This window comes from Thermobacillus sp. ZCTH02-B1, assembly GCF_002159085.1.
Classification (GTDB): Bacteria; Bacillota; Bacilli; order Paenibacillales; family Paenibacillaceae; genus Thermobacillus.
The window spans coordinates 16,669-36,258 of record NZ_LZRU01000009.1; the positions used below are offsets into that span (position 1 = coordinate 16,669).

Below are 19,590 nucleotides of genomic sequence, written 5' to 3' on the forward strand. Positions count from 1 at the left end.
TTTGCGTCTTTCGAGAATTTCCGCGCGCGGAGAGGTGAGCAGCACGTGAAGGAAGCATTGAACGTCGGACTGATCGGGTACGGCTATGCCGGCCGGACGTTCCACGCGCCGGTCATCGCGTCCGTTCCGGGGCTCCGGCTTGCGAAGGTCGTCGAGCGCCGGACGGATCGCGCGAAGGAAGACTGGCCGCAGGTCGGGATCGTGCGCGACGCGAAGGAACTGTACGCGGATCCCGGGATCGACATCGTCGTCGTCCTGACGCCGAGCACCGACCACTTCACCTTCGCCCGCGATGCGTTGCTCGCCGGCAAACACGTCGTCGTCGAGAAGCCGTTCACGGTGACGTCGGCCGAAGCGGACGAGCTGATCGCGCTCGCGAAGGAGCGCGGCCTTGTGCTCAGCGTCTTCCACAACCGCAGGTGGGACGGCGATTTCCGGACCGTGAGCGGGATCGTGCGGAGCGGCATGCTCGGCCGGCTCGTGTCGGCCGAATTCCGCTGGGACCGTTACAGACCCCGTCCCGTTCCCGGCAGATGGCGCGAGAGCGCGGCGCCCGGCGCCGGCATCTGGTATGATCTCGGATCCCATTTCCTCGATCAGGCGCTGCAGCTCTTCGGCGTGCCGGAGACGATTTGGGCGGACATCCGGACGCAGCGGGAAGGCGTCGCGGCCAATGACGCCTTCGACGCGGTGCTCGGCTACGAGGGCGGTCTGACCGTGCGGCTCTGCGCCACCTGCATCGCGCGCACGCCGGGCCCGCGCTACCGGCTGAACGGCGAGAACGGTTCGTTCGTGAAGTACGGCGAAGACCCGCAGGAGAACGCACTCCGGGAAGGCGGAAGGCCCTCCGATCCCGGCTGGGGACGGGAGCCCGAAGAGCGATGGGGCTCGCTGGACGTCACGCTGGACGGTCTGCGTTTCACGGGCAAGGTGGAGACGCTGCCGGGAGCTTACCAGGAATATTACGCGAACGTGCGGGACGCGGTGAACGGTGCGGCCGAGCTCGCCGTGAAGCCCGAAGAGGCTCGCGACGTGATCCGGCTCATCGAACTCGGATTCCAGAGCAGCCGGGAAGGCCGCAGGATCGAAACGGATCTGCGCGGCTGACCGGCGGACGGCGCAGCTACCTGCTGAACTCCGGAACGTCGGGAGGAGATGGAAAACGTGAAACCATCGATCGGAACCGGGAGCCGAACGGGCGGCGGATCGGCCGGCGGGGCGGCCCGTTTGTCCCTTCTGGCCATCACCTGGCCGATCTTCATCGAATCCGCGCTTCAGGTGCTCATTCGCATGACCGACACGTTCATGCTCAGCAAGGTGTCGGACGAGGCGGTGGCCGCCGTCGGCGTGTCCAACCAGATCCTCATGTTCGGCATGCTGCTGTTCAATTTCGTCGCGCTGGGTTCGGCCGTCGTCGTCTCGCAATATCTCGGCGCGGGATTGCGGCAGGATGTCGGGAGGCTCACCGCTTCGTCCCTGTCCATGAATTTCCTGTTCGGGCTGTTCGTGAGCGCGCTGGTTGTCCTGTTCTGCGGCGATCTGCTCCGCCTGTTCGGCCTCGAACCGGAACTTCACGCGCTGGCGCGGACGTATCTCACCATCGCCGGCGGCGGGCTGTTCGTGCAGGCCGTCATGTCCGCGGCGGTCGCGATCATCCAGTCGCACGGCCTGACCCGCCAGACGATGCTCGTCGCCCTCGGCATGAACATCATCCACATCATCGGCAATTATCTCGTCATTTTCGGACCGTTCGGATTTCCGAAGCTGGGCGTGACCGGCGTCGCGATCTCGACCGTCGCGAGCCAGACGATCGGCATGACCGTCAACCTGTATCTGCTGCGCCGCGCCGCCGGCGTCCTGTTCAGGGGCCGGGATCTGGTCCGATGGAAGCTCGAGGACGCGGTGCGGGTGCTCAGGATCGGCGTGCCGGCGTCGCTCAACCATCTGTCCTACAACGTGAACCAGCTCGTGACGACCGCCTTCATCACGAGCCTGGGATCGGTCATGCTCGCGACGCGCATCTACACGATGAACATCGCGTTCCTCATCATGATCCTGTGCATTTCGCTCGGGCGGGGCATGCAGATCATCGTCGGCCACCTAGTCGGAGCGGGGGAACAGGAGGAGGCGTACCGGCAGGTGCTGCGCAACCTGGGCCGCAGCATGTTCATCACGCTGGCCGGGGCCGCTGTCATCAGCCTGTTCCGCGAACCGCTGCTCGGACTGTTCACCGATTCGGAGGAGATCATCCGGATCGGCTCGACGCTGATCCTGCTCAGCTTCCTGCTCGAGCCGGGCCGCAACCTGAACCTCATGTTCGACCGGTGCCTGCAGGCGGCGGGCGACGCCCGCTTCTCCGCCGTATCGTCCGTGCTCATCATGTGGCTGTTCAGCGTGCCGCTGACGTATCTTCTCGGCATTCATCTGGGATACGGCCTGTACGGCATCTGGGCGGCGTTCATCACGGACGAATGGGTGCGCGGCATCGTCCTGTTCCTGAGATGGAAGAGCAAGGCCTGGCAGTCGAAGGCGATCGTCTCGCGGGCTGCGAAAACGGCGGCCGGATAATCCGGCGGCCGCGACGGGGAACGGACGTTGCGGCGGATATCTGCGGAACAAGACGGCCGCGGCCGTCCGAAGGGGACGGACGCGGCCCGGTTCCGTGCGGTTGAGAATCGCCTCTCGATCCGTTATGCTGGATGTGCGACCGTCGAAAGGAATGCCGGAATCGGGGAGGTGCAACAGCCATGAACATCATCCATCACGGCGGCCACCAGATTCTGCTGCTGACGGCGGGCACGGGTGACAAGCCGCTGCTCCGCAATCTCCTGCAGCTGTATCTGCACGAGATGAGCGAATTTACCGGCGCCGACCCGGATGAGCACGGCATCTTCGACTACCCCGATTTCGACCATTATTTCACGGAGGACGGCCGGCGCGAGGGAAGGCTGCCGATCCTGGTCCGGATCGACGGAGCCGCGGCCGGCTTCGCGCTGCTCAACGGCTTCAGCCTGATCCAGCCGCGCACGCCCGCGACGCGCCATCTGTCGGACATGTTCATCCTGCGCAAATGGCGCCGCCGTTCCATCGGCAAGGCCGTCGTGCGCGAAATTTTCGATTCGTATCCCGGGCTGTGGGAGATCAGGCAGCGCCGCGAGCACGAGGGTGCGCGGCAGTTCTGGCTGACCGTCGTCCGCGAATATACGTCCGGCGGGTTCAGGGAGATCGAGCTGGACGACGGGCGATGGAACGGCTACATCCAGACGTTCGACAACCGCAGCCGTCTGTAGGGACGCGGCCCGTCCGGCCGCGGAGCCGGATCCGGACGAAGCGGCGTCAGCCGCCGGTCAGTCCGGCGATCCAGGCCTCGTCCACGACGACCGGCTCCTTCGGCACCTTTTCGAGCCGGAAGCCGGCGATCAGCTCCCGCGCGGCGATCGGCTCCGGCCGGTCGTGCAGGCCGCTGACGGCGGCGATCGCGCCCACGACCTGCTCCGGCCGGACGCCGCGCTCGCGCAGCGCGCGGATCGACAGCGCACCGTGCCGCTTCGCGAGCCGTTTGCCATCCGGGCCGCACAGCAGGGGAACGTGCGCGTAGCGCGGCGCATTCAGCCCGAGCGCTTCGAACAGGAACAACTGGCGGGGCGTCGAGTCGAGCAGGTCCGCGCCGCGCACGACATCGGTGATCGCCATCGCGGCGTCGTCGACGACGACCGCGAGCTGATAACTGACGATGCCGTCCGCCCGGCGGACGACAAAATCGCCGCCCGCGCCCGGCGCGAACCGCTGCGGACCGGCCGCGCCGTCCTCGAACGCGACGGCCCGGTCGGGCAGGCGGAACCGGAGCGACGGGCTTTTCTTCCGTTCCCGCTCCCGGCGCTCCTCGTCCGTCAGATGGCGGCAGGTGCCCGGATACGCCGGACCTTCGCTTGCGAGGCCGTGGGGAGCGCTCGCGACCGCCAGCAGCTCGGCGCGGCTGCAATAGCACGGATAGAGCAGCCCGCGCGCTTCCAGCCTCTTCAGCGCTTCGTCGTAGTCCGCGAGCCTGAGCGACTGGACGTACGGCCCGTAAGGCCCGCCGACGTCCGGTCCCTCGTCCCAGTCGATCCCGAGCCAGCGGAGATCCTCGAGGATCAGATCGTAGAAGTGCGGCTTGCACCGCGGTCCGTCGATGTCTTCCATGCGCAGGACGAACGTTCCGCCCCGGCTTCGCGCGTCGAGCCAGGCGATGAGCGCGGTCCGGGCGTTGCCGACGTGCATTTCGCCGGACGGAGTCGGCGCGAAACGTCCGCGGTAATTCGCTTCGGTCATGGGAAGGCCTCCCGGTCGGGCAAGCGTTTTACGCCGGTCATGATAGCACGGCTTGCGCGGACGCGCAACGCCGGCGCGCGGGGACGTGACGGCGGAAGGACGGATGCGGACGAGGGCCATCGGAACAGGCGGCCCGGGGACGCGGGCGGAGCGCGGCGGCCGGAGGACGGAAGAGGACGAACGCGACGGGAAGACGCAGGCATGGATGCAACCGTCAACAACAACAACCAAAGCCGAGGGGAACGGCCGATGATCGAATTGTTCCGTCTGAACTGGAAAATGCGGGAAGAATGGTTCCGCTGGTGCCTCGACGTGCCGCAGGTCGAGCTCGACGCGCCCCGGATCGGCGGCCCGGGCTCCATCCTCGGCACGCTGTTCCATATCGTCGACACCGAACAATACTGGATCCGGCGCTTCGCTTACGGAACGGAGCACCACTACGATTTCGCGGAGCACGCGGATCTCGACGCGGTGCACACCCTCTCCAGGCGGCTCCGGCCGTTCGTGGAGGAGGTCGTCCGCTCCTGGACGCCGGAGCGCGACCGCGAGGTCCGGATCTCGCCGAACGGGGACGGGACGGAATCCGAGCTCGTGTTCGGCGATCTGCTACGCTGGCTCATCCAGCACGAGGCGCATCACGCCGGCCAGCTCTCGGTGTGGGCGCGGGAGCTCGGCTTTCCGCCGCCGCCGCTCGCCTGCGCGTGGCCGGATGCCGAACCGGACGAGGCGGAAGGAGCCGGCGGGAAGCGATGAGCCGCATCGCCTGGGATATGGATCGGCTCGAGGCGATGCGGGGCCTGCTGGAGGAGCGCGGCATCCGGAGCGTCGCGGTGGCCGACGCCGGAGGAATCGTCTGGTCGTGGCACGCCGGCGGAAGCGATCGGCCGGCGGCGGTCTATTCCGTCACGAAGAGCGTCCTGTCGCTGCTGATCGGCATCTCGATCCGGGACGGACTGATCGGAGGTCCGGACGACCGGATCGCCGACTACCTCGAGCTGCCGCGGGACGCGCATCCGAAGATGGCGTCGATCCGCATCCGCCACCTGCTCTCGATGACGTCCGGCATCGACTGGCCCGATTTCGACAAACCGTACTGGGCGATGAGGAGGAGCGCCGACGCCGTCCGGTTCGTGCTCTCGCGGCCCGTCGCGCATGAACCGGGGACGGCGTTCGCGTACAACACCGGCGGCTCCCATCTGCTGGCGGCGATCCTCGCCAAGGCGGCGGGTTCGACCGTGCTCGACTACGCCCGCAGGCGGCTGTTCGAGCCGCTCGGCATCCGGCGCGTGAAGTGGAACGCGCTGCACGGCATCCACGAGGGCGGCACCGGCCTGCACCTCTCGACGGCGGATCTCATCAAGATCGGCCTGCTCGCGGCCCGGGAAGGCGAATGGGAAGGCCGGCAAATCGTCCCCGCGGAATGGATCCGCGCGTCGACGAAACCGGTGACGAAGGGGCTCCTGCACTACAAGCCGCCGATCTTCGGGCGTTACGGATGGCACTGGTGGGTGGCGGATCCGGAGGCGAACCGGCCGGGCTACGCGTTCGCGCTCGGCTTCAGCGGCCAATACCTGGCCGTCGTGCCGGAGCTCGGCATCGCCGCCGCGGTGCGCCGGACCGCCACCACCCGCGCGGATTCGCTGAAGTCGCGCTCGCTGATCGACGAGTATATCCTGCCCGCGGCGACGGGCATGAAAGCGAAATCGAATTGAATTTCGGGTTATTTGTGAGGCTCCCGGGCAGATCCGCGGGCGGCTCCGCGGACCGTACGCCTCATGTGATGCATACAATGCGACAGACGATGGGATCGGAAGGAGGAGCGGCCATGCGGATCGTCGTCGTATCGGATACGCACATGCCGCACAGCGCGAAGACGATTCCGGCGAAGCTCAGGAAGGCGCTGGAATCGGCGGACTTCATCCTCCATGCGGGCGACTGGTGCACGATGGGCGTCGTGCGGGAGTTCGAATCGTACGCGCCGGTCGACGGGGTCGCCGGCAACAACGACGGGTGGGAGATTGCGGAAAGGTTCGGTCTGCGCAAGAAGATCGAGCTGGGCGGCATCCGCATCGGCATCGTGCACGGCCACGGGTACGGCGGGACGACCGAATCCCGTGCGCTGCGGGCGTTCCGGAGCGGCGAGGTGGACGTGATCCTGTTCGGCCACTCCCATGTGCCGCTCGTCCGGCGGGAGGGAGACGTCCTGCTGTTCAATCCGGGTTCGCCGACCGCGCGCAGGAAGCAGCCTCGCCATTCGTTCGGCATCTGGGACATCGAAGGCGGCCGGCTGCGGACGAAGCACGTCTATTTCTGACGGGTTCCGTCGCGGGCGGCCGGCCGATTTGAGCGTACGTCCCCGATATGGTACGATGTTGACGAAGTTTCCCGTCCGGCACAAGGAGACGTCACCCGTTCATGAATCGGATGCTGTTGGCGCTGCCGATCATCCTCGCGGTCTTCATCGGCCTCAACGTCTACATCGGCTGGAATGCGAAGCTGTTCCTCGAATGGATGGCCGGTCCGATTCCCGGGCCGGTCTTCTGGGCGTTGTTTCTGCTTCTGGCTTTCGGCTTCCCGCTCGGGAGGATGAAGCGCGGACCCGGCCCCGCCCTCCGGCTGCTCAAGGTGGCCGGCGCCTATTATTTCGCCGTGTTCGAGTTCGGCTGTCTGCTGCTGCCGCCGGCCGACATCGCGGGATGGCTGCTCAGGAAAGCGGGATTCGGGCCGGACCTGTACATCGGCGTGCCGGGCGCCGTCGTCCTGGCCGTCCTCCTCGTCCTCTTCACGGCGGGCAGCTACAATGCCTGGTCGCCCGTCGTTCGCGAATACCGCCTGGAAGTGGCGAAGGACGCGGGGGATCTCCGCGAGCTGCGCATCCTGGCCGCCTCCGACCTGCATCTCGGCCACATCGTGGGCAACCGGCACCTGCGCCGGCTGGTCCGCGAGGCGGAGAAGCGGAAGCCCGATCTGATCCTGCTGGCGGGCGACGTGATCGACGACGACATCGAGCCGTTCATCCGCAACCGGATGGACGGCACGATCGCCGGCCTCAAGGCCCCGTACGGCGTGTACGCCGTCCTCGGCAACCACGAATATTACGGCGGCCGGATCGAGGAGTGGGTGCGGCGCGCCGCGGACGCGGGCATCCGCGTGCTCCGCGACGAGACGGCGACGATCAAAGGCCGGTTCCATATCGCGGGCCGCAAGGACAAAACGGCGGAAAGCGCGGGACCGGACAGCAGGCTTCCGGTGGACAGGCTCCTTCAGCCGCTCGATCCGCGCCTGCCGATCCTCCTGATGGATCACCAGCCGCTCGCGCTCCGCGAAGCGGCGCGGGCGGGGGCGGACCTGGTGCTGTCCGGCCACACCCACCGCGGCCAGTTCGCGCCCAACCACCTGCTGACGCGGCGGCTGTTCGAGCTCGACTGGGGCTACAAGCGGATCGGGAACACGCACGCGCTCGTCTCGTCCGGCTTCGGCACATGGGGACCGGCGCTCAGGATCGCGAGCCGCTGCGAGCTGCTCGACATCACGCTCGTCTTCACGGGCGCGCAACGTTCGGAAAATCGTGACATTTCCCGGAACGCGGCGTCCCCGGATTCGGTTACAATGGAGTTGGGACAACCCGCACCGACCTGAAGGAGGATCCGTCGTGTCTTCACTGCGTGAACGCAACTGGACACCGCTCATTGTCGCTTTCACCGTCGTGCTCGTCGGCATCATCGCGCTGCTCTTTTTCCTTCCCGGGTACGAGGGCGACGTCGGTTTCGACGTGACGATTCTGCCGCTCATGAACGCGATTTACAACTGCTTCACGCTCGCATTCCTGATCATCGCCCTTGTCGCCGTGAAGCGGAAGAACATCAGGCTGCACCGCGCCTTCATCTGGGCGGCGTTCGTCACGACGGCGCTGTTCCTCGTCACCTACGTCGTCTACCACTTCCTGACGGAACCGACGTCGTACGGCGGAAGTCAGGTCATGCGCTACATCTATCTGTTCATCCTGGCGACGCACGTGTTGCTCGCGATCGTCAACGTGCCGCTCGCGCTCATCTCGGTCACGCTCGGGCTGGGAGGCAAGATCCGGCAGCACCGGCGCATCGGAAAATGGACGATGCCGATCTGGCTGTACGTCAGCTTCACGGGCATCGTGGTCTATCTCATGATTTCGCCCTATTACGGTACCTGAGGATTTCGGATCGGAAGGAGGACGCGTCATGGCGGAATGGCGGGAGATTACGACGACGGAGGAATGGGACCGGATTCTGGCGGAGTCCTCGAACCGGCAGGCCGTCATCCTGAAGCACAGCACCCGCTGCCCCGTGTCGGCCGGCGCGCTGGAGGAATATGAAGCCTATCTGGCGGACAGGCCGAATCCGGACACCGACTACTATCTCGTCAAGGTGATCGAATCGAGGCCGGTGTCGAACAAGATCGCCGAGGACCTCGGCGTGGTCCATCAATCGCCGCAGATGATCCTCGTGAAGGACGGCAAGGCGGTCTGGCACGCGTCGCACTGGGCGGTGACGAAGCGTCATATGACCGCCGTCCTGGAATGAAGAAGACGCCCCCGCTGCGCACCTGTTCGTGCGCGGCGGGGGCGGTTCGTTCCGGCGCCATCACAGCCCCGGCGCGAACATGTGGATGTTGAAGTTGCCGATGTCCGACAGATCGAGCGGGATTGTAATCGCTTTCTTTCGCGCGTAAAAGCTGTGGTCCGATACGATGTCCGGCGGTGTGATGTCAACCTGGATGCCTTCGTTGTACAGCATGGTCGAGGCATTGCCGCTGATCATGTTGCCGAGCTCGGCGATGGCGCTGCAGCACATGTCGTCGAGTTCGGACACCGGATAACCGCCCATCAGGGCCGAGCCGATGCGCAGGGCCACCTGGTGCGGAAAATTGAAGACGACATCTCCCTGGAACTGGCCGCAGATGCCGATTCTGAGGAGCAGGGAATCGCCGCGGCTGTCCACGGACAGAAGCGCGACCTGCCCGACGGAAGGCTTCACCTGCATCATGGCTTCGATGACGCGGATGGACGAGGAGAGAAACGGATTAATGTACTTGACGTTCACGGATGCCGCCTCCTGTTGCGCGAGTGTTGCGCCGAATGAAAAAGGCGCCTCCGGACCCGGGAGACGCCGCGCGATGACGATGGTTCCGTACGTCCCGACGGCATCCGCGGCATCGGAAGAACGGGTTGCCTGTATGGCGATGCACGATCCGCCCGCCCGGTGTCGAAACTTCGGACGGCTGCGGATGGGCCGTATGTACCACATTGCCAACGGATGCCTGTCCGCATATCCCATGTTATCACAGGGCAAGGTGATACGCAAAGCCCGGATTTCCGGGATTCCGCTCCGCGTTTTGCCTTCTCCCGCCGGCCGCCTCCGGTCCGCTTCGACCGGAATTGCGACTTTCGGCCGATGCTCCATGCACGCAAACCAACCGCCCGCACCCCCGTTTGGTCCCCTTCACAAAAAAGCCCCGCGTTCATTGCTGCATGTTTCCGCTCCGCCTTACAATGGGGAAGCAAAATCGACCGGGAGGAACGCGCATGTTGAATCCGATGCCCCGCGTTCACCGCGCGATGGTGGCCGCTCCCCATTATATCGCCAGCGCCGTCGGGAGCGCCGTGCTGCACGACGGCGGGAACGCGTTCGACGCTTCCGTGGCCGTCAGCGCCGTGCTCTCGGTGGTCGCCCCGCACATGACCGGGATCGGCGGCGACGCCTTCTTCCTCGCGTACGACGCGAAGACGGGCAGCTGCGTCGGTTACAACGGCAGCGGCCGCTCCGGCATGCAGGCCAGTGCCGACCGTTATCTGCATGCCGGACTGGAGAAGATTCCCCATCGCGGCGTGGAGAGCGCGATCACCGTGCCGGGCATGGTCGACGCCTGGTGGAATGTCTGGACGCGCTACGGCCGCCTTCCCTGGGAACGGCTGATCGAACCGGCCGTCCGGTATGCCGAGGAAGGATTCCCCGTATCCCGCAATCTGCGCGAATGGATTGCGAAGGACCGGGAGCTGATCGCCGCCGATCCGGGACTTCGCAAGGTCTATCTGCCGGGAGGGCGGCTGCCGCGGGAAGGCGAGCGGCTCGTGCATCCCGAGCTGGCGGCGACGCTGCGGGCCGTGATGGAAGGCGGACGCAGCGCATTCTACGAAGGCCCGGTCATGAGCGCCGTCACGTCGGCGATCGAGGCGGACGGCGGCCTGCTGACGCCCGACGATTTCCGGATGCACGCGGGCGAATGGGTGAATCCGATCCGCGTCACGTACCGGGGCTGCGAAGTCTGCCAGATGCCGCCGAACTCGCAGGGCTTCTCCGTCCTCATGATGCTCAACATGATCGAAACGCTGGACCTCTCCGTTTACAACCGGCTGTCGGCCGAATATTTCCACCTGATGGTCGAAGTGGTCAAGCTGGCGTTCCGCGAGCGGGACGCCTTCCTGACGGACCCCGATTTCCGCCCGATACCGCTCGACCGGCTGCTGTCGAAGGAATACGCCGCGAAGCTGATGCGCTCGATCCGTATCCATCCGCCGCAGGCCGGGCAGTTCCGCTCCCAGCCGACCGGCAGCGACACGGCCTACGCCGCGGTGGTCGACGAAGAGGGCAACGCCGTCTCGTTCATCCAGAGCCTCTACTTCGATTTCGGCTCCGCCTGGACGGCCGGCGCAACGGGCATCATCCTGCAGAACCGCGGCTCGTTTTTCTCCCTTGACGAGCGTTCGCCGAACCGGCTCGAGCCCCGCAAGCGCACGTTCCATACCTTGATGCCGGGAATGGTCCTGCGCGGCGGCAAGCCGTACCTGCTCGCCGGCGCGCAGGGAGGGGAAGGCCAGCCGCAGACGGCGCTCGCGATCCTGACGGGCGTCATCGATTACGGGCTGACGATCCAGGAGGCGATTTGCCTGCCGCGCTGGGTGTACGGCCGAACCTGGGGAGAGGACAGCGACGCGCTCAGGCTCGAAAGCCGGTGCGGCGCCGCGATCGCGGACACGCTGCGCCGGTGGGGGCACCGGGTCGAACTGGTCGGCCGGTACGACGGCGTCGTCGGCACGGCGCAAGGGATCATGATCGAGGACGGCGTCATCAGCGGCGCGGCCGATCCCCGCGGCGACGGCAGCGTGGTCGGCTGGTAGCCCGAGGACCCGGACCAGAGGGAAGGCGATGTTCTCCGAATTGTGGAAGCTGTTCGTCGCGTTCGGCACGGCGACGATGCTCGGCTACGGCGGAGGTCCGTCCATCATCCCGTTGTACGAGTCGCAGGTCGTCGACCGGTACGGGTGGATGACGACGGAGGAATTCGGCCGTGCGCTCGCGTTCGGCAACGCGCTGCCCGGACCGATCGCGACGAAGCTGGCCGCCTACATCGGCTACAAGGTCGCGGGATGGGCGGGAGCATCCGTCGCGCTGGCGGCGGTCGTGCTGCCGACGGCGATCCCGATGGCGCTGCTCGCCGGCGTCATGATGAAGCTGTCCGGCCATCCGGTCATCCGCGGCATGATCCGCGGCGTGCAGCCGGCCATCTTCGTCATGATGGCGATGCTGGCCTGGGAATTCGCGCAGTACGTGTTCCGGCCGGCGGCCGGCCGGCTGCCGTTCCTGCCCCTGCTCATCGCGGCGGTCTTCTTCGTGATGGTCCACTATTACCGGATCAATGCGGCGTGGGGCATTCTGTTCGCGCTTGCGGCGGGCGCGTTGTTCCTCCGGGGTGAGGGTTGAGGGAATCGGATGATGGAGGGAAACGCCTGTGGAAGAGAACGTGAGTGCGGGTAAAGCGGCCTTTCTCGGCTTGCAGCACGTATTGGCCATGTATGCGGGCGCCATGCTCGTTCCGCTTGTTGTCGGCGCCGCGCTTGGTCTTGCGAACGAGCAGCTTGCGTATCTTATTTCCATCGATCTCGCCACTTGCGGAATCGCCACCCTGCTCCAGATGTGGAAGAACCGGTATTTCGGAATCGGACTTCCCGTGGTGTTGGGCGCGTCGTTCGTCGCCGTATCGCCGATGATCACGATCGGCACCCATTACGGCCTGACGGCCATTTACGGCGCGGTGATCGCCGCCGGATTGTTTCTCATCGCCGTCTCCAGATGCTTCGCCCGCATTCTCGGCCTGTTTCCGCCCGTTGTCACGGGAACCGTCGTCATTCTGATCGGTCTGGCGCTCATCCCGACCGGCATCCGCAACATGGCCGGCGGGGCCGGCAGTCCGACCTTCGGATCGGGCGAAAACCTGCTTTTGTCCTTCGCGACGTTGGCCATCATTTTGCTGATTCAGCATTTCGGCAAGGGGTTTGTCCGTTCGATCGCCGTTTTGCTCGGCATTCTCGCGGGTACCGTCCTGTCCGGCTTTTTGCATCCCGTCGACTTTGAAACGGTCAGAACCGCTTCCTGGTTCCATTTCCCCGAATTTTTCTATTTCGGCGTTCCCCGCTTCGACTTCATCCCGATTTTGACGATGATGCTGGTCGGCATGATCGTCATGATCGAATCGTCGGGCGTTTTCCTGGCCCTGGGGGAAATCACCGGTCGTCCGTTGACCTCGCGGGACCTGGGGCGCGGCTATCGCGCGGAAGGAATCGCCTTTATCCTGGGAGGACTGTTCAACGCCTTCCCATACAACACGTTCGCCCAAAACGTAGGGCTCGTGCAGATGTCCGGGGTGAAAAGCCGGACCGTTACGGTGTATGCGGGCCTTTTGCTCGTGCTGCTCGGCCTCGTGCCGAAGATCGCCGCGCTCGCCACGCTGATTCCGACCGCGGTATTGGGCGGCGCGACCGTCGTCATGTTCGGCACGATCGTGTCGTCGGGTATCCGGAATGCTGGGCCGGGTCGATTTTTCCGAGCAAAGCAATGTGCTGATCGTCGCGTGCTCCATCGCGCTCGGCCTCGGCGCGGTCGTGGTGCCGGAACTGTTCTCCAGCCTCCCGTCGGGATTGAAAATACTGGTCGGCGACGGGCTCATTACGGGCAGTCTGACCGCCATGGGGCTGAACCTGTTTTTGCGTCTCGGCAGGAAGATCGCGATCGGGAAGGAAGAAGCGGATCCCCATTTGGCGTCCCGGGAGGGATGACCGAAACGGGCGGGCCTGACGCCGGTTGAAAATCGGGCGGAGCGAGCGGCCCGGACCCGTCCGGCGGAGCGGTCCGGGCGCAACGGCGGGCGGATCTGCGCGGGAAAGGTGCGGGAAAAGGTTTAGTGTAATTATATGTAACATAAAAGTGACACAAATATTGCAAACGACCTTATAATGCAATATGATGTTATATATAATAACATGTACTTTCCGCGCAAGGTGCGAGGTGACCGCCATGCACATGACCGTCGAGCAGGCCCTGTCCGTGTATCCGCTGACCGAAGCGCGCCTCGTCGCGGGCGCCGCCGGCAAGAACCGCATCGTCAAGTCCGTCAATATCATGGATGCTCCGGACATTACCGACTGGATCAAGGAAGGCGAGATGATCTTCACGACCGCCTACCTGTTCAGGGACCGTCCGGATGAAGCCGCGGAGCTGCTGCGCCAGCTCGACCGCCGCGGTTCGGCCGGTCTCGGCATCAAGCTCGGGCGTTTCTGGGATGCTTTCCCCGAAGAAATGATCGCGACAGCGGACGACCTCGGATTCCCGCTCATCGAACTGCCCTATCCCTTCACCTTCTCCGACCAGATGAACGCCCTGTTCCGCGAAGAGCTCCGGCGCAGCACGATCGAACTGCAGACCGTTCTGGACAAACAGGTCCGGCTGATGCGCTTCGCGCTGCAATCCGGACATATCCGGCAATTGTTCGAATCCGTCATGGAAGTGATCGGCTGCCCGATTGCGGTGATCGGCTCGCGCGGCCAGGTCGTCTTCAACGGCACGAACCGGGCCGATTCGGAACTTGTCGAGCTGTGGCCGTGGAAGCCGGTCGCCAGGCGCGTCAGGACGGCGGCCGGCCAGGCGTTCCGCGTGCCGCTCATGAAGCAGTCGCAATGCACGGGATTCGCGCTGTTCTTCTACCCGGGCCCCATGCTGTCACCGATCGAGGAAAATCTGTATCTGCAGGCCGCCGAGCTGATCGGATTCCACAAGGATTTCAAAATCGAGGATTTCGTCGAATGGACGGTCCGCCGCGACGTCGGGCTGCTCGTCAAGCGCCACCTGAAACACGGGCTTTCGCTCGAGAAACTCATGGAAAACCTCGACCGCTGGGAGATCGATCTGCTGGGCCGGCCTTACCGCTGCGTGCTGACGGATATCCCGGGTCCGGCGATCGCTTCGATGCGCGCCGAGCGGCTGCAGCAACTGAAGCGGGAGATGCAGCACCATGCCGGACTGGAACCGTACGACGGCGTCCATGTCGTGCTGGAGGAGGGGCTGCTGTCGGTGTTCCGGGATAATCCGGAAAACGGCGACGGGCGGCTCGAGACGGCTCTGGCCGATTGTCTCGCGGGATGGCCGACTTCCCAGGGCAAGCCGCGCGCGTGCTGCAGCACGCGCAAGCAGCATGCGGCGGAGCTGCGCGCGGCGTTCGAGGAATGCCTCGAAGCGCAGCGGACGGCGGACACCTGGGAGATCGCGGCGCCCGTCGTCTGTTACGAGACGATCGACCTCGCCGTGCTGTTCGAGCAGGTCGACGCGAACCGGATGCGCGCGTTCTGTTCGCGGATGCTCGGCGGGCTCAAGAGCAAGGATGCCGAGTACACCGCCGAGATGCTCAGGACGCTCGAGACGTATCTCGAATGCGACGGCCAGCTCGGGGAGACGGCGAAGCGGCTCTACATCCACCGCAACACGGCCGCCTACCGCATCGAGAAGCTGAGCGAGATGCTGGATGTGGACTTCAAGAAAACGGACGATCTGCTGCGGCTCAAGCTCGCATTCCTGTTCCGGCGCCGCCTCGGCCTCGGCGACCGGCGGACGGCCGGAACCGGGGCGCAGCGGTGAGCGGCCGCCGGAGCGCGGAGGATAACGGGAGGTGCACGGGATGGGAACGACGGTGATCCGCGACGCGCTTATCGTGACGATGAACGCCTCGGACGAGATCGTGCGGGGCGACGTGAAGATCGAAGGCAACACCATCACGGCCGTCGGAGGCAGGCAGGAAGCGGACGGCGGCCGGATCATCGAAGCCGGGGGCAGGGTGCTGTTGCCCGGCTTCGTGCAGACGCATGTGCATCTGTGCCAGACGCTGTTCCGGGGCTGCGCCGACGACCTGGAGCTGATGGATTGGCTCCGGAGACGGATCTGGCCGCTCGAGGCGGCGCATGACGAGGAGTCGGTCTACTGGTCCGCGCTGCTCGGCGCGGGCGAGCTGATCCGCAGCGGCACGACGACGATCCTCGACATGGAGACGGTGCACCACGCGGATTCGGCGTTCGAGGCGATCCGCGAATGCGGCATTCGGGCCGTGTCCGGCAAGGCGATGATGGACCACGGGGACGGGGTGCCGCCCGCCCTGATGGAGGAGACGGAGGAATCGCTCGAGGAGAGCGTGCGCCTGCTCGAGAAATGGCACGGCGCGGCCGGCGGGCGCATCCGCTACGCGTTCTCGCCGCGCTTCGTCGTTTCCTGCAGCGAGGCGCTGCTGATCCAGGTCCGCGATCTCGCCGAAACGTACGGCGTCCTCGTGCACACGCACGCGGCGGAGAACCGCGGAGAGATCGCGCTGGTCGAAGCCGAACGGGGCATGCGGAACGTCGTCTATCTCGACGCGATCGGCCTTGCGCGGCCGAACCTCGTGCTGGCGCACGCGATCTGGCTCGACGAGGAGGAGAAGCGGATCATCCGCGAGCGCGGCGTGAAGGTGACGCATTGTCCGGGCTCCAACCTGAAGCTCGCTTCCGGCATCGCGGACGTGCCCGGGCTCGTCGATGCGGGCGTGCCGGTCGGCTTCGGCGCCGACGGCGCGCCGTGCAACAACAATCTCGACATGTTCCAGGAGATGCGGCTCGCCTCCTTCGTCCAGAAGGTGCGGCTCGGCCCGACGGCGATGGAGGCGCGCCTGGTGCTGCGCATGGCGACGATGGGCGGCGCGGAGGTGCTCGGGCTTGAGGACGAGATCGGCAGCATCGAGCCGGGCAAGCGGGCCGACCTGCAACTCCTCGATCTCGAGGATTTCCACGTCTATCCGTCTTTCGGCGCCGATCCGTATTCGCGCATCGTCTACGCCGCGACGCGCGGCGACGTCGACACCGTGATGATCGACGGCGAGATCGTGATGGAAGGCAGGGAAGTGCGGACGATCGACAAGGGCCGGGTGCTGCGGGAGGCGGACCGCTGCCTCGCCCGGCTGATGGAGCGGATTTGAGCAGCCGCGGGGCCGGCAAGCCCCGATTCCGGGATGGAAGGAGCGGAACCCATGGACGACTGGGATTTGCTGCGCGAAGCTTCCGATCCGTCGTTCCGCGGCGCGATGGCGACGGTCGCGTTTACCGCCGGCCATGCTTACCGCAAGGCGGGCGCGGCCATGCTGCTGCACGCGGACGGCCGGCGGACGGGCTGCATCAGCCCGGGCTGCCTCGAGGACGACCTGGAGCAGCGGGCGGCGCGGCTGGGACGCGGGAAATGGGAGCTGGTCACCTATCATCTGGATCCGGACGAAGACCCGATCTGGGGAAGCGAGCTCGGCTGCGGCGGCGCGATCACCGTCCTGCTCGAGCCGGTCGCGGGCGGGCTGCGCCGCGCGCTTCGCGGCGCCTGGGCGCGCGTCCGGGCGGGCGAAGCGGTGCGCCTCGTGCGGTTCATGGCGGGAGGTTCGATCCGGCACGCGATCGTTCCGCTTCGCTCGGATGATGCCGGCCCGTCCGACGGTACGGGCGCGCTCGCATCCAGCGTGTTCCTGCCGCGCCCGCGGCTCGTCCTGTTCGGCGCGGGAGCGGACGCGCCGCCGATCTGCGACATCGCGGCCCGGATCGGCTTCCGCGTGACGGTCGCGGACTGGCGGGAACATCTGCTCACGCCCGGAAGGTTTCCGCTGGCCGAATCGTTCACGACGGCGCCGTCCGGCGCGGAACTCGCGGAGAAGCTTGACGTCGGACCGGCCGATTACGTGCTGCTCTGCAGCCACAATCTGCGCCGCGACCGTGACGTGCTGGAGGCCGTGCTCGTCCGGAGGCCGATCTACGTCGGCCTGCTCGGCTCGAAGAAGCGCGCCGCCGCGCTGTTGGACGGCCTTCCGGCGTACGGGGGCGTCCGCGCGCCGGTCGGGATCCCGATCGGCGCCGTCGGGCCCCGGGAGATCGCCGTCAGCATCGCGGCCGAGCTCGTATCCGTCCGGTCTGCGCAGCGCAAGGCGCTCGGGAAGGAGGCGGTCCGGCATGCGGATTCCGGCCGTTTGCCTGGCGGCGGGAAGCGGATCGCGGCTCGGGCGCGCGAAACCTTCGGCTGAGCTCGTCCCCGGCATGCCCCTCGGCGCGGCGGTCGTACGGGCGCTCGCCGGGGCGGGATACGGGCCGGTGATCGTCGTCGTGCGGCCGGGCGACGATCTCGCCTGGCTCGGGACGCTGCCGGACGGGATGCCCGTGCGGCCGGTCGTCTGCGGCGACGCTTCGGCCGGCATGTCCCGTTCGATCCGGTGCGGCGTCCGGTCGGCGCTGGAGGACGGGGAACCGCCGGACGCGATCCTGATCGCGCTCGCCGACATGCCGTTCCTCGCGCCGGGAAAGCTCGCCGAATGGCGCGCGGCCTGGATGCTTGAACCCGGGCTCGACTTCGTGGCGGGAAGGCGGGGCGGCCTGGTCCTGCCGCCGGTGCTCTGGAGCCGCCGCCGGTTCGGCGATCTGCTGCGCCTCGAAGGGGATGCCGGCGCGGGAGCCCTGCTCCGCTCGGGCCGCCTGCGCGGCGCCTGGGTGGAGCTGACCGGCTTCGAAGGCTTCGATCCCGACACGCCCGAACAGTTCGAAGAAGCACGCGCTGTCTGGCAAGCCGTCATGCGCGTGCATGATGCACAATCCCCCCGGGATGCTTTCAGCGGGAAGGCCAATTCTATGTCATGTAAATTGACGCGTTTCTGACGCGTTCTTATAGTGAAAGTAATTCCCGGGTTTTTTCAGAAAGACATCCGGATCGACGGGGGAGGAACCATATGAGAAGTTGGACGGTTTCGAGACTGGCGCGCATGCTGTGGATCCTTCCGCTGCTTGCGGCGCTCGCGGCGTGCGGCGGCGGAAGCGGCTCTCCGGGGAAGGATTCGGGCGGCTCCGGATCGGGCGGCGCCGCGTCGGGCGGCTCCGGCGGCGGGGAGACGGGTTCATCGTCCGGCGACGGGGGCGCGAAAAAACCGCGCGTCGCGTTCGTATACATCGGCACGCCGGGCGACGGCGGCTGGACGTACGAGCATGACCAGGGCCGCAAGTACATGGAGGAAACGCACGGCATCGAGGCGACGGTCGTCGAGAACGTGCCGGAAAGCGCGGACGCCGAACGGGTCATCGAGGAGCTGGCGCAGAACCACGACATCATTTTCACGACGAGCTTCGGTTACATGGATCAGACGCTCGCCGTGGCGCAGCGCCATCCCGAAGTCAAGTTCCATCACGTGAGCGGCTACAAGACGCACGACAACATGACGAACTATTTCGGCAAGAACTATGAAGCCAGCTATCTGACGGGCATCGCCGCCGGCAAGATGACGAAGAAGAACATCATCGGCTACGTCGGGGCGTTCCCGATCCCGGAGGTCATTTACAACATCAACGCGTTCAAGCTCGGCATCAAGAGCGTGAACCCGGACGCCGTCGTCCATGTCGTCTGGTCGAACACCTGGTATGATCCGACGGTCGAGCGGCAGGCCGCGATCAGCCTGCTGGACCTGGGCGCGGACGTGCTGCTGGCCTACCAGGATTCGCCCGCCACGATCCAGGCGGCCGCCGAACGCGGCGCGCTGGCCGGCGGCAACGACTCCGACATGACCCGCTTCGCGCCGGAAGCGTACCTGACGAATCCGGTCTGGAACTGGGGGCCGTATTACGCGAAGGTCGTGCAGGACTGGATCGACGGCACTTGGACGAACGAGCCGTACGTCGGATCGATGCGGGACGGCATGGTCGGCCTCGCGCCGCTCGGACCGGGCATCCCGGACGACGTGAAACAGCTCGTCGAAGCGGCGAAGGAAACGATCATGAGCGGCGAATTCGAGGTGTTCAGGGGCCCCCTCTACGACCAGGAAGGCAACCTCCGGGTCGAGGAAGGCCGGGCGTTGACGCACGCGGAGGTTCTGGAAATGAACTGGTTCCTGAAGGGGATCGAAGGCAAGATTCCGCAATAGAGCGGGCAGGCGGGCGGG

Annotated in this window: 18 protein-coding genes and 1 pseudogene; 17 read left to right on the forward strand and 2 right to left on the reverse strand. The window is 66.0% G+C overall.

Annotated elements, in window-relative coordinates; genetic code table 11:
- Window positions 1-45 precede the first annotated feature (45 nt).
- The 3 genes from A9Z00_RS01705 (at window position 46) to A9Z00_RS01715 (ending at window position 3,290) form a co-directional block, all read left to right on the forward strand.
- The gene (locus A9Z00_RS01705; protein ID WP_296973689.1) at window positions 46-1,107 is read left to right on the forward strand and encodes an oxidoreductase; all 1,062 of its coding nucleotides are present in this window, start codon (window positions 46-48) and stop codon (window positions 1,105-1,107) included.
- A 57-nt stretch (window positions 1,108-1,164) separates the two neighbouring features.
- The gene (locus tag A9Z00_RS01710; RefSeq protein ID WP_296973691.1) at window positions 1,165-2,568 is read left to right on the forward strand and encodes an MATE family efflux transporter; all 1,404 of its coding nucleotides are present in this window, start codon (window positions 1,165-1,167) and stop codon (window positions 2,566-2,568) included.
- Between the two features lie 179 nt (window positions 2,569-2,747).
- Window positions 2,748-3,290, forward strand: a complete 543-nt coding sequence (locus A9Z00_RS01715; RefSeq protein ID WP_296973693.1) for a GNAT family N-acetyltransferase — start codon at window positions 2,748-2,750, stop codon at window positions 3,288-3,290.
- A gap of 46 nt (window positions 3,291-3,336) precedes the next feature.
- Here A9Z00_RS01715 and gluQRS read toward each other — a convergent pair whose 3' ends face one another.
- A complete protein-coding gene (gene gluQRS, locus A9Z00_RS01720; RefSeq protein WP_296973695.1) occupies window positions 3,337-4,311 on the reverse strand; it encodes a tRNA glutamyl-Q(34) synthetase GluQRS in 975 nt (324 codons plus the stop codon).
- Between the two features lie 201 nt (window positions 4,312-4,512).
- Between gluQRS and A9Z00_RS01725 the strand changes: the two genes are divergently transcribed.
- The 6 genes from A9Z00_RS01725 to ytxJ all read left to right on the forward strand — a co-directional run bounded on the left by A9Z00_RS01725 (window position 4,513) and on the right by ytxJ (window position 8,870).
- Window positions 4,513-5,064, forward strand: coding sequence for a DinB family protein (locus A9Z00_RS01725; RefSeq protein ID WP_296973697.1), 552 nt, complete (start codon window positions 4,513-4,515; stop codon window positions 5,062-5,064).
- Window positions 5,061-6,023 (forward strand): serine hydrolase domain-containing protein, encoded by a 963-nt coding sequence (locus A9Z00_RS01730; RefSeq protein WP_296973699.1) that lies wholly within the window; start codon window positions 5,061-5,063, stop codon window positions 6,021-6,023. The genes A9Z00_RS01725 and A9Z00_RS01730 overlap by 4 nt, the downstream gene beginning before the upstream one ends.
- Before the next feature lie 113 nt (window positions 6,024-6,136).
- Window positions 6,137-6,625 carry a metallophosphoesterase family protein gene (locus A9Z00_RS01735; RefSeq protein WP_296973701.1) on the forward strand — a complete coding sequence of 163 codons (489 nt, stop codon included), beginning with the start codon at window positions 6,137-6,139 and terminating at the stop codon, window positions 6,623-6,625.
- Window positions 6,626-6,726: 101 nt separating this feature from the next.
- Window positions 6,727-7,950, forward strand: coding sequence for a metallophosphoesterase (locus A9Z00_RS01740; protein WP_296973703.1), 1,224 nt, complete (start codon window positions 6,727-6,729; stop codon window positions 7,948-7,950).
- A 13-nt stretch (window positions 7,951-7,963) separates the two neighbouring features.
- On the forward strand, window positions 7,964-8,500 hold the full coding sequence (locus tag A9Z00_RS01745; protein WP_296973706.1) for a DUF420 domain-containing protein: 537 nt from the start codon (window positions 7,964-7,966) through the stop codon (window positions 8,498-8,500).
- A 28-nt stretch (window positions 8,501-8,528) separates the two neighbouring features.
- Window positions 8,529-8,870 (forward strand): bacillithiol system redox-active protein YtxJ, encoded by a 342-nt coding sequence (ytxJ, locus tag A9Z00_RS01750; RefSeq protein WP_296973708.1) that lies wholly within the window; start codon window positions 8,529-8,531, stop codon window positions 8,868-8,870.
- Window positions 8,871-8,930: 60 nt separating this feature from the next.
- Here ytxJ and A9Z00_RS01755 read toward each other — a convergent pair whose 3' ends face one another.
- Window positions 8,931-9,389, reverse strand: a complete 459-nt coding sequence (locus A9Z00_RS01755) for a chemotaxis protein CheX (protein WP_296973709.1) — start codon at window positions 9,387-9,389, stop codon at window positions 8,931-8,933.
- 482 nt (window positions 9,390-9,871) lie between these two features.
- On the opposite strand from A9Z00_RS01755, the gene ggt reads away from it, so the two are divergent.
- From ggt to A9Z00_RS01795, 8 genes and pseudogenes are all read left to right on the forward strand, one after another.
- On the forward strand, window positions 9,872-11,464 hold the full coding sequence (gene ggt, locus A9Z00_RS01760; RefSeq protein ID WP_296973712.1) for a gamma-glutamyltransferase: 1,593 nt from the start codon (window positions 9,872-9,874) through the stop codon (window positions 11,462-11,464).
- A gap of 28 nt (window positions 11,465-11,492) precedes the next feature.
- The gene (locus A9Z00_RS01765) at window positions 11,493-12,047 is read left to right on the forward strand and encodes a chromate transporter (RefSeq protein WP_296973715.1); all 555 of its coding nucleotides are present in this window, start codon (window positions 11,493-11,495) and stop codon (window positions 12,045-12,047) included.
- Between the two features lie 88 nt (window positions 12,048-12,135).
- Window positions 12,136-13,399 (forward strand): annotated as a pseudogene (locus A9Z00_RS01770) (nucleobase:cation symporter-2 family protein).
- Window positions 13,400-13,637: 238 nt separating this feature from the next.
- The gene (locus tag A9Z00_RS01775; RefSeq protein WP_296973717.1) at window positions 13,638-15,251 is read left to right on the forward strand and encodes a PucR family transcriptional regulator; all 1,614 of its coding nucleotides are present in this window, start codon (window positions 13,638-13,640) and stop codon (window positions 15,249-15,251) included.
- A 40-nt stretch (window positions 15,252-15,291) separates the two neighbouring features.
- Complete coding sequence (locus A9Z00_RS01780; RefSeq protein WP_296973719.1) at window positions 15,292-16,614, forward strand: 5'-deoxyadenosine deaminase; 1,323 nt, start codon at window positions 15,292-15,294, stop codon at window positions 16,612-16,614.
- A gap of 51 nt (window positions 16,615-16,665) precedes the next feature.
- A complete protein-coding gene (locus A9Z00_RS01785; protein ID WP_296973720.1) occupies window positions 16,666-17,694 on the forward strand; it encodes an XdhC family protein in 1,029 nt (342 codons plus the stop codon).
- Entirely contained in the window at window positions 17,624-18,319 is a 696-nt protein-coding gene (locus A9Z00_RS01790; protein WP_296973723.1) for a nucleotidyltransferase family protein, read from the forward strand. The genes A9Z00_RS01785 and A9Z00_RS01790 overlap by 71 nt, the downstream gene beginning before the upstream one ends.
- Window positions 18,320-18,390: 71 nt before the next feature.
- Entirely contained in the window at window positions 18,391-19,572 is a 1,182-nt protein-coding gene (locus A9Z00_RS01795; RefSeq protein ID WP_296973725.1) for a BMP family ABC transporter substrate-binding protein, read from the forward strand.
- The last annotated feature ends 18 nt before the right edge of the window (window positions 19,573-19,590 follow it).

Coding starts and splice junctions, on each gene's coding strand:
- A9Z00_RS01715 (WP_296973693.1), top strand. CDS start 2,748: ATGAACATCATCCATCACGGCGGCCACCAGATTCTGCTGCTGACGGCG.
- gluQRS (WP_296973695.1), bottom strand. CDS start 4,311: ATGACCGAAGCGAATTACCGCGGACGTTTCGCGCCGACTCCGTCCGGC.
- A9Z00_RS01725 (WP_296973697.1), top strand. CDS start 4,513: ATGGATGCAACCGTCAACAACAACAACCAAAGCCGAGGGGAACGGCCG.
- A9Z00_RS01730 (WP_296973699.1), top strand. CDS start 5,061: ATGAGCCGCATCGCCTGGGATATGGATCGGCTCGAGGCGATGCGGGGC.
- A9Z00_RS01735 (WP_296973701.1), top strand. CDS start 6,137: ATGCGGATCGTCGTCGTATCGGATACGCACATGCCGCACAGCGCGAAG.
- A9Z00_RS01740 (WP_296973703.1), top strand. CDS start 6,727: ATGAATCGGATGCTGTTGGCGCTGCCGATCATCCTCGCGGTCTTCATC.
- ytxJ (WP_296973708.1), top strand. CDS start 8,529: ATGGCGGAATGGCGGGAGATTACGACGACGGAGGAATGGGACCGGATT.
- ggt (WP_296973712.1), top strand. CDS start 9,872: ATGTTGAATCCGATGCCCCGCGTTCACCGCGCGATGGTGGCCGCTCCC.
- A9Z00_RS01765 (WP_296973715.1), top strand. CDS start 11,493: ATGTTCTCCGAATTGTGGAAGCTGTTCGTCGCGTTCGGCACGGCGACG.
- A9Z00_RS01775 (WP_296973717.1), top strand. CDS start 13,638: ATGCACATGACCGTCGAGCAGGCCCTGTCCGTGTATCCGCTGACCGAA.
- A9Z00_RS01780 (WP_296973719.1), top strand. CDS start 15,292: ATGGGAACGACGGTGATCCGCGACGCGCTTATCGTGACGATGAACGCC.
- A9Z00_RS01785 (WP_296973720.1), top strand. CDS start 16,666: ATGGACGACTGGGATTTGCTGCGCGAAGCTTCCGATCCGTCGTTCCGC.
- A9Z00_RS01790 (WP_296973723.1), top strand. CDS start 17,624: ATGCGGATTCCGGCCGTTTGCCTGGCGGCGGGAAGCGGATCGCGGCTC.
- A9Z00_RS01795 (WP_296973725.1), top strand. CDS start 18,391: ATGAGAAGTTGGACGGTTTCGAGACTGGCGCGCATGCTGTGGATCCTT.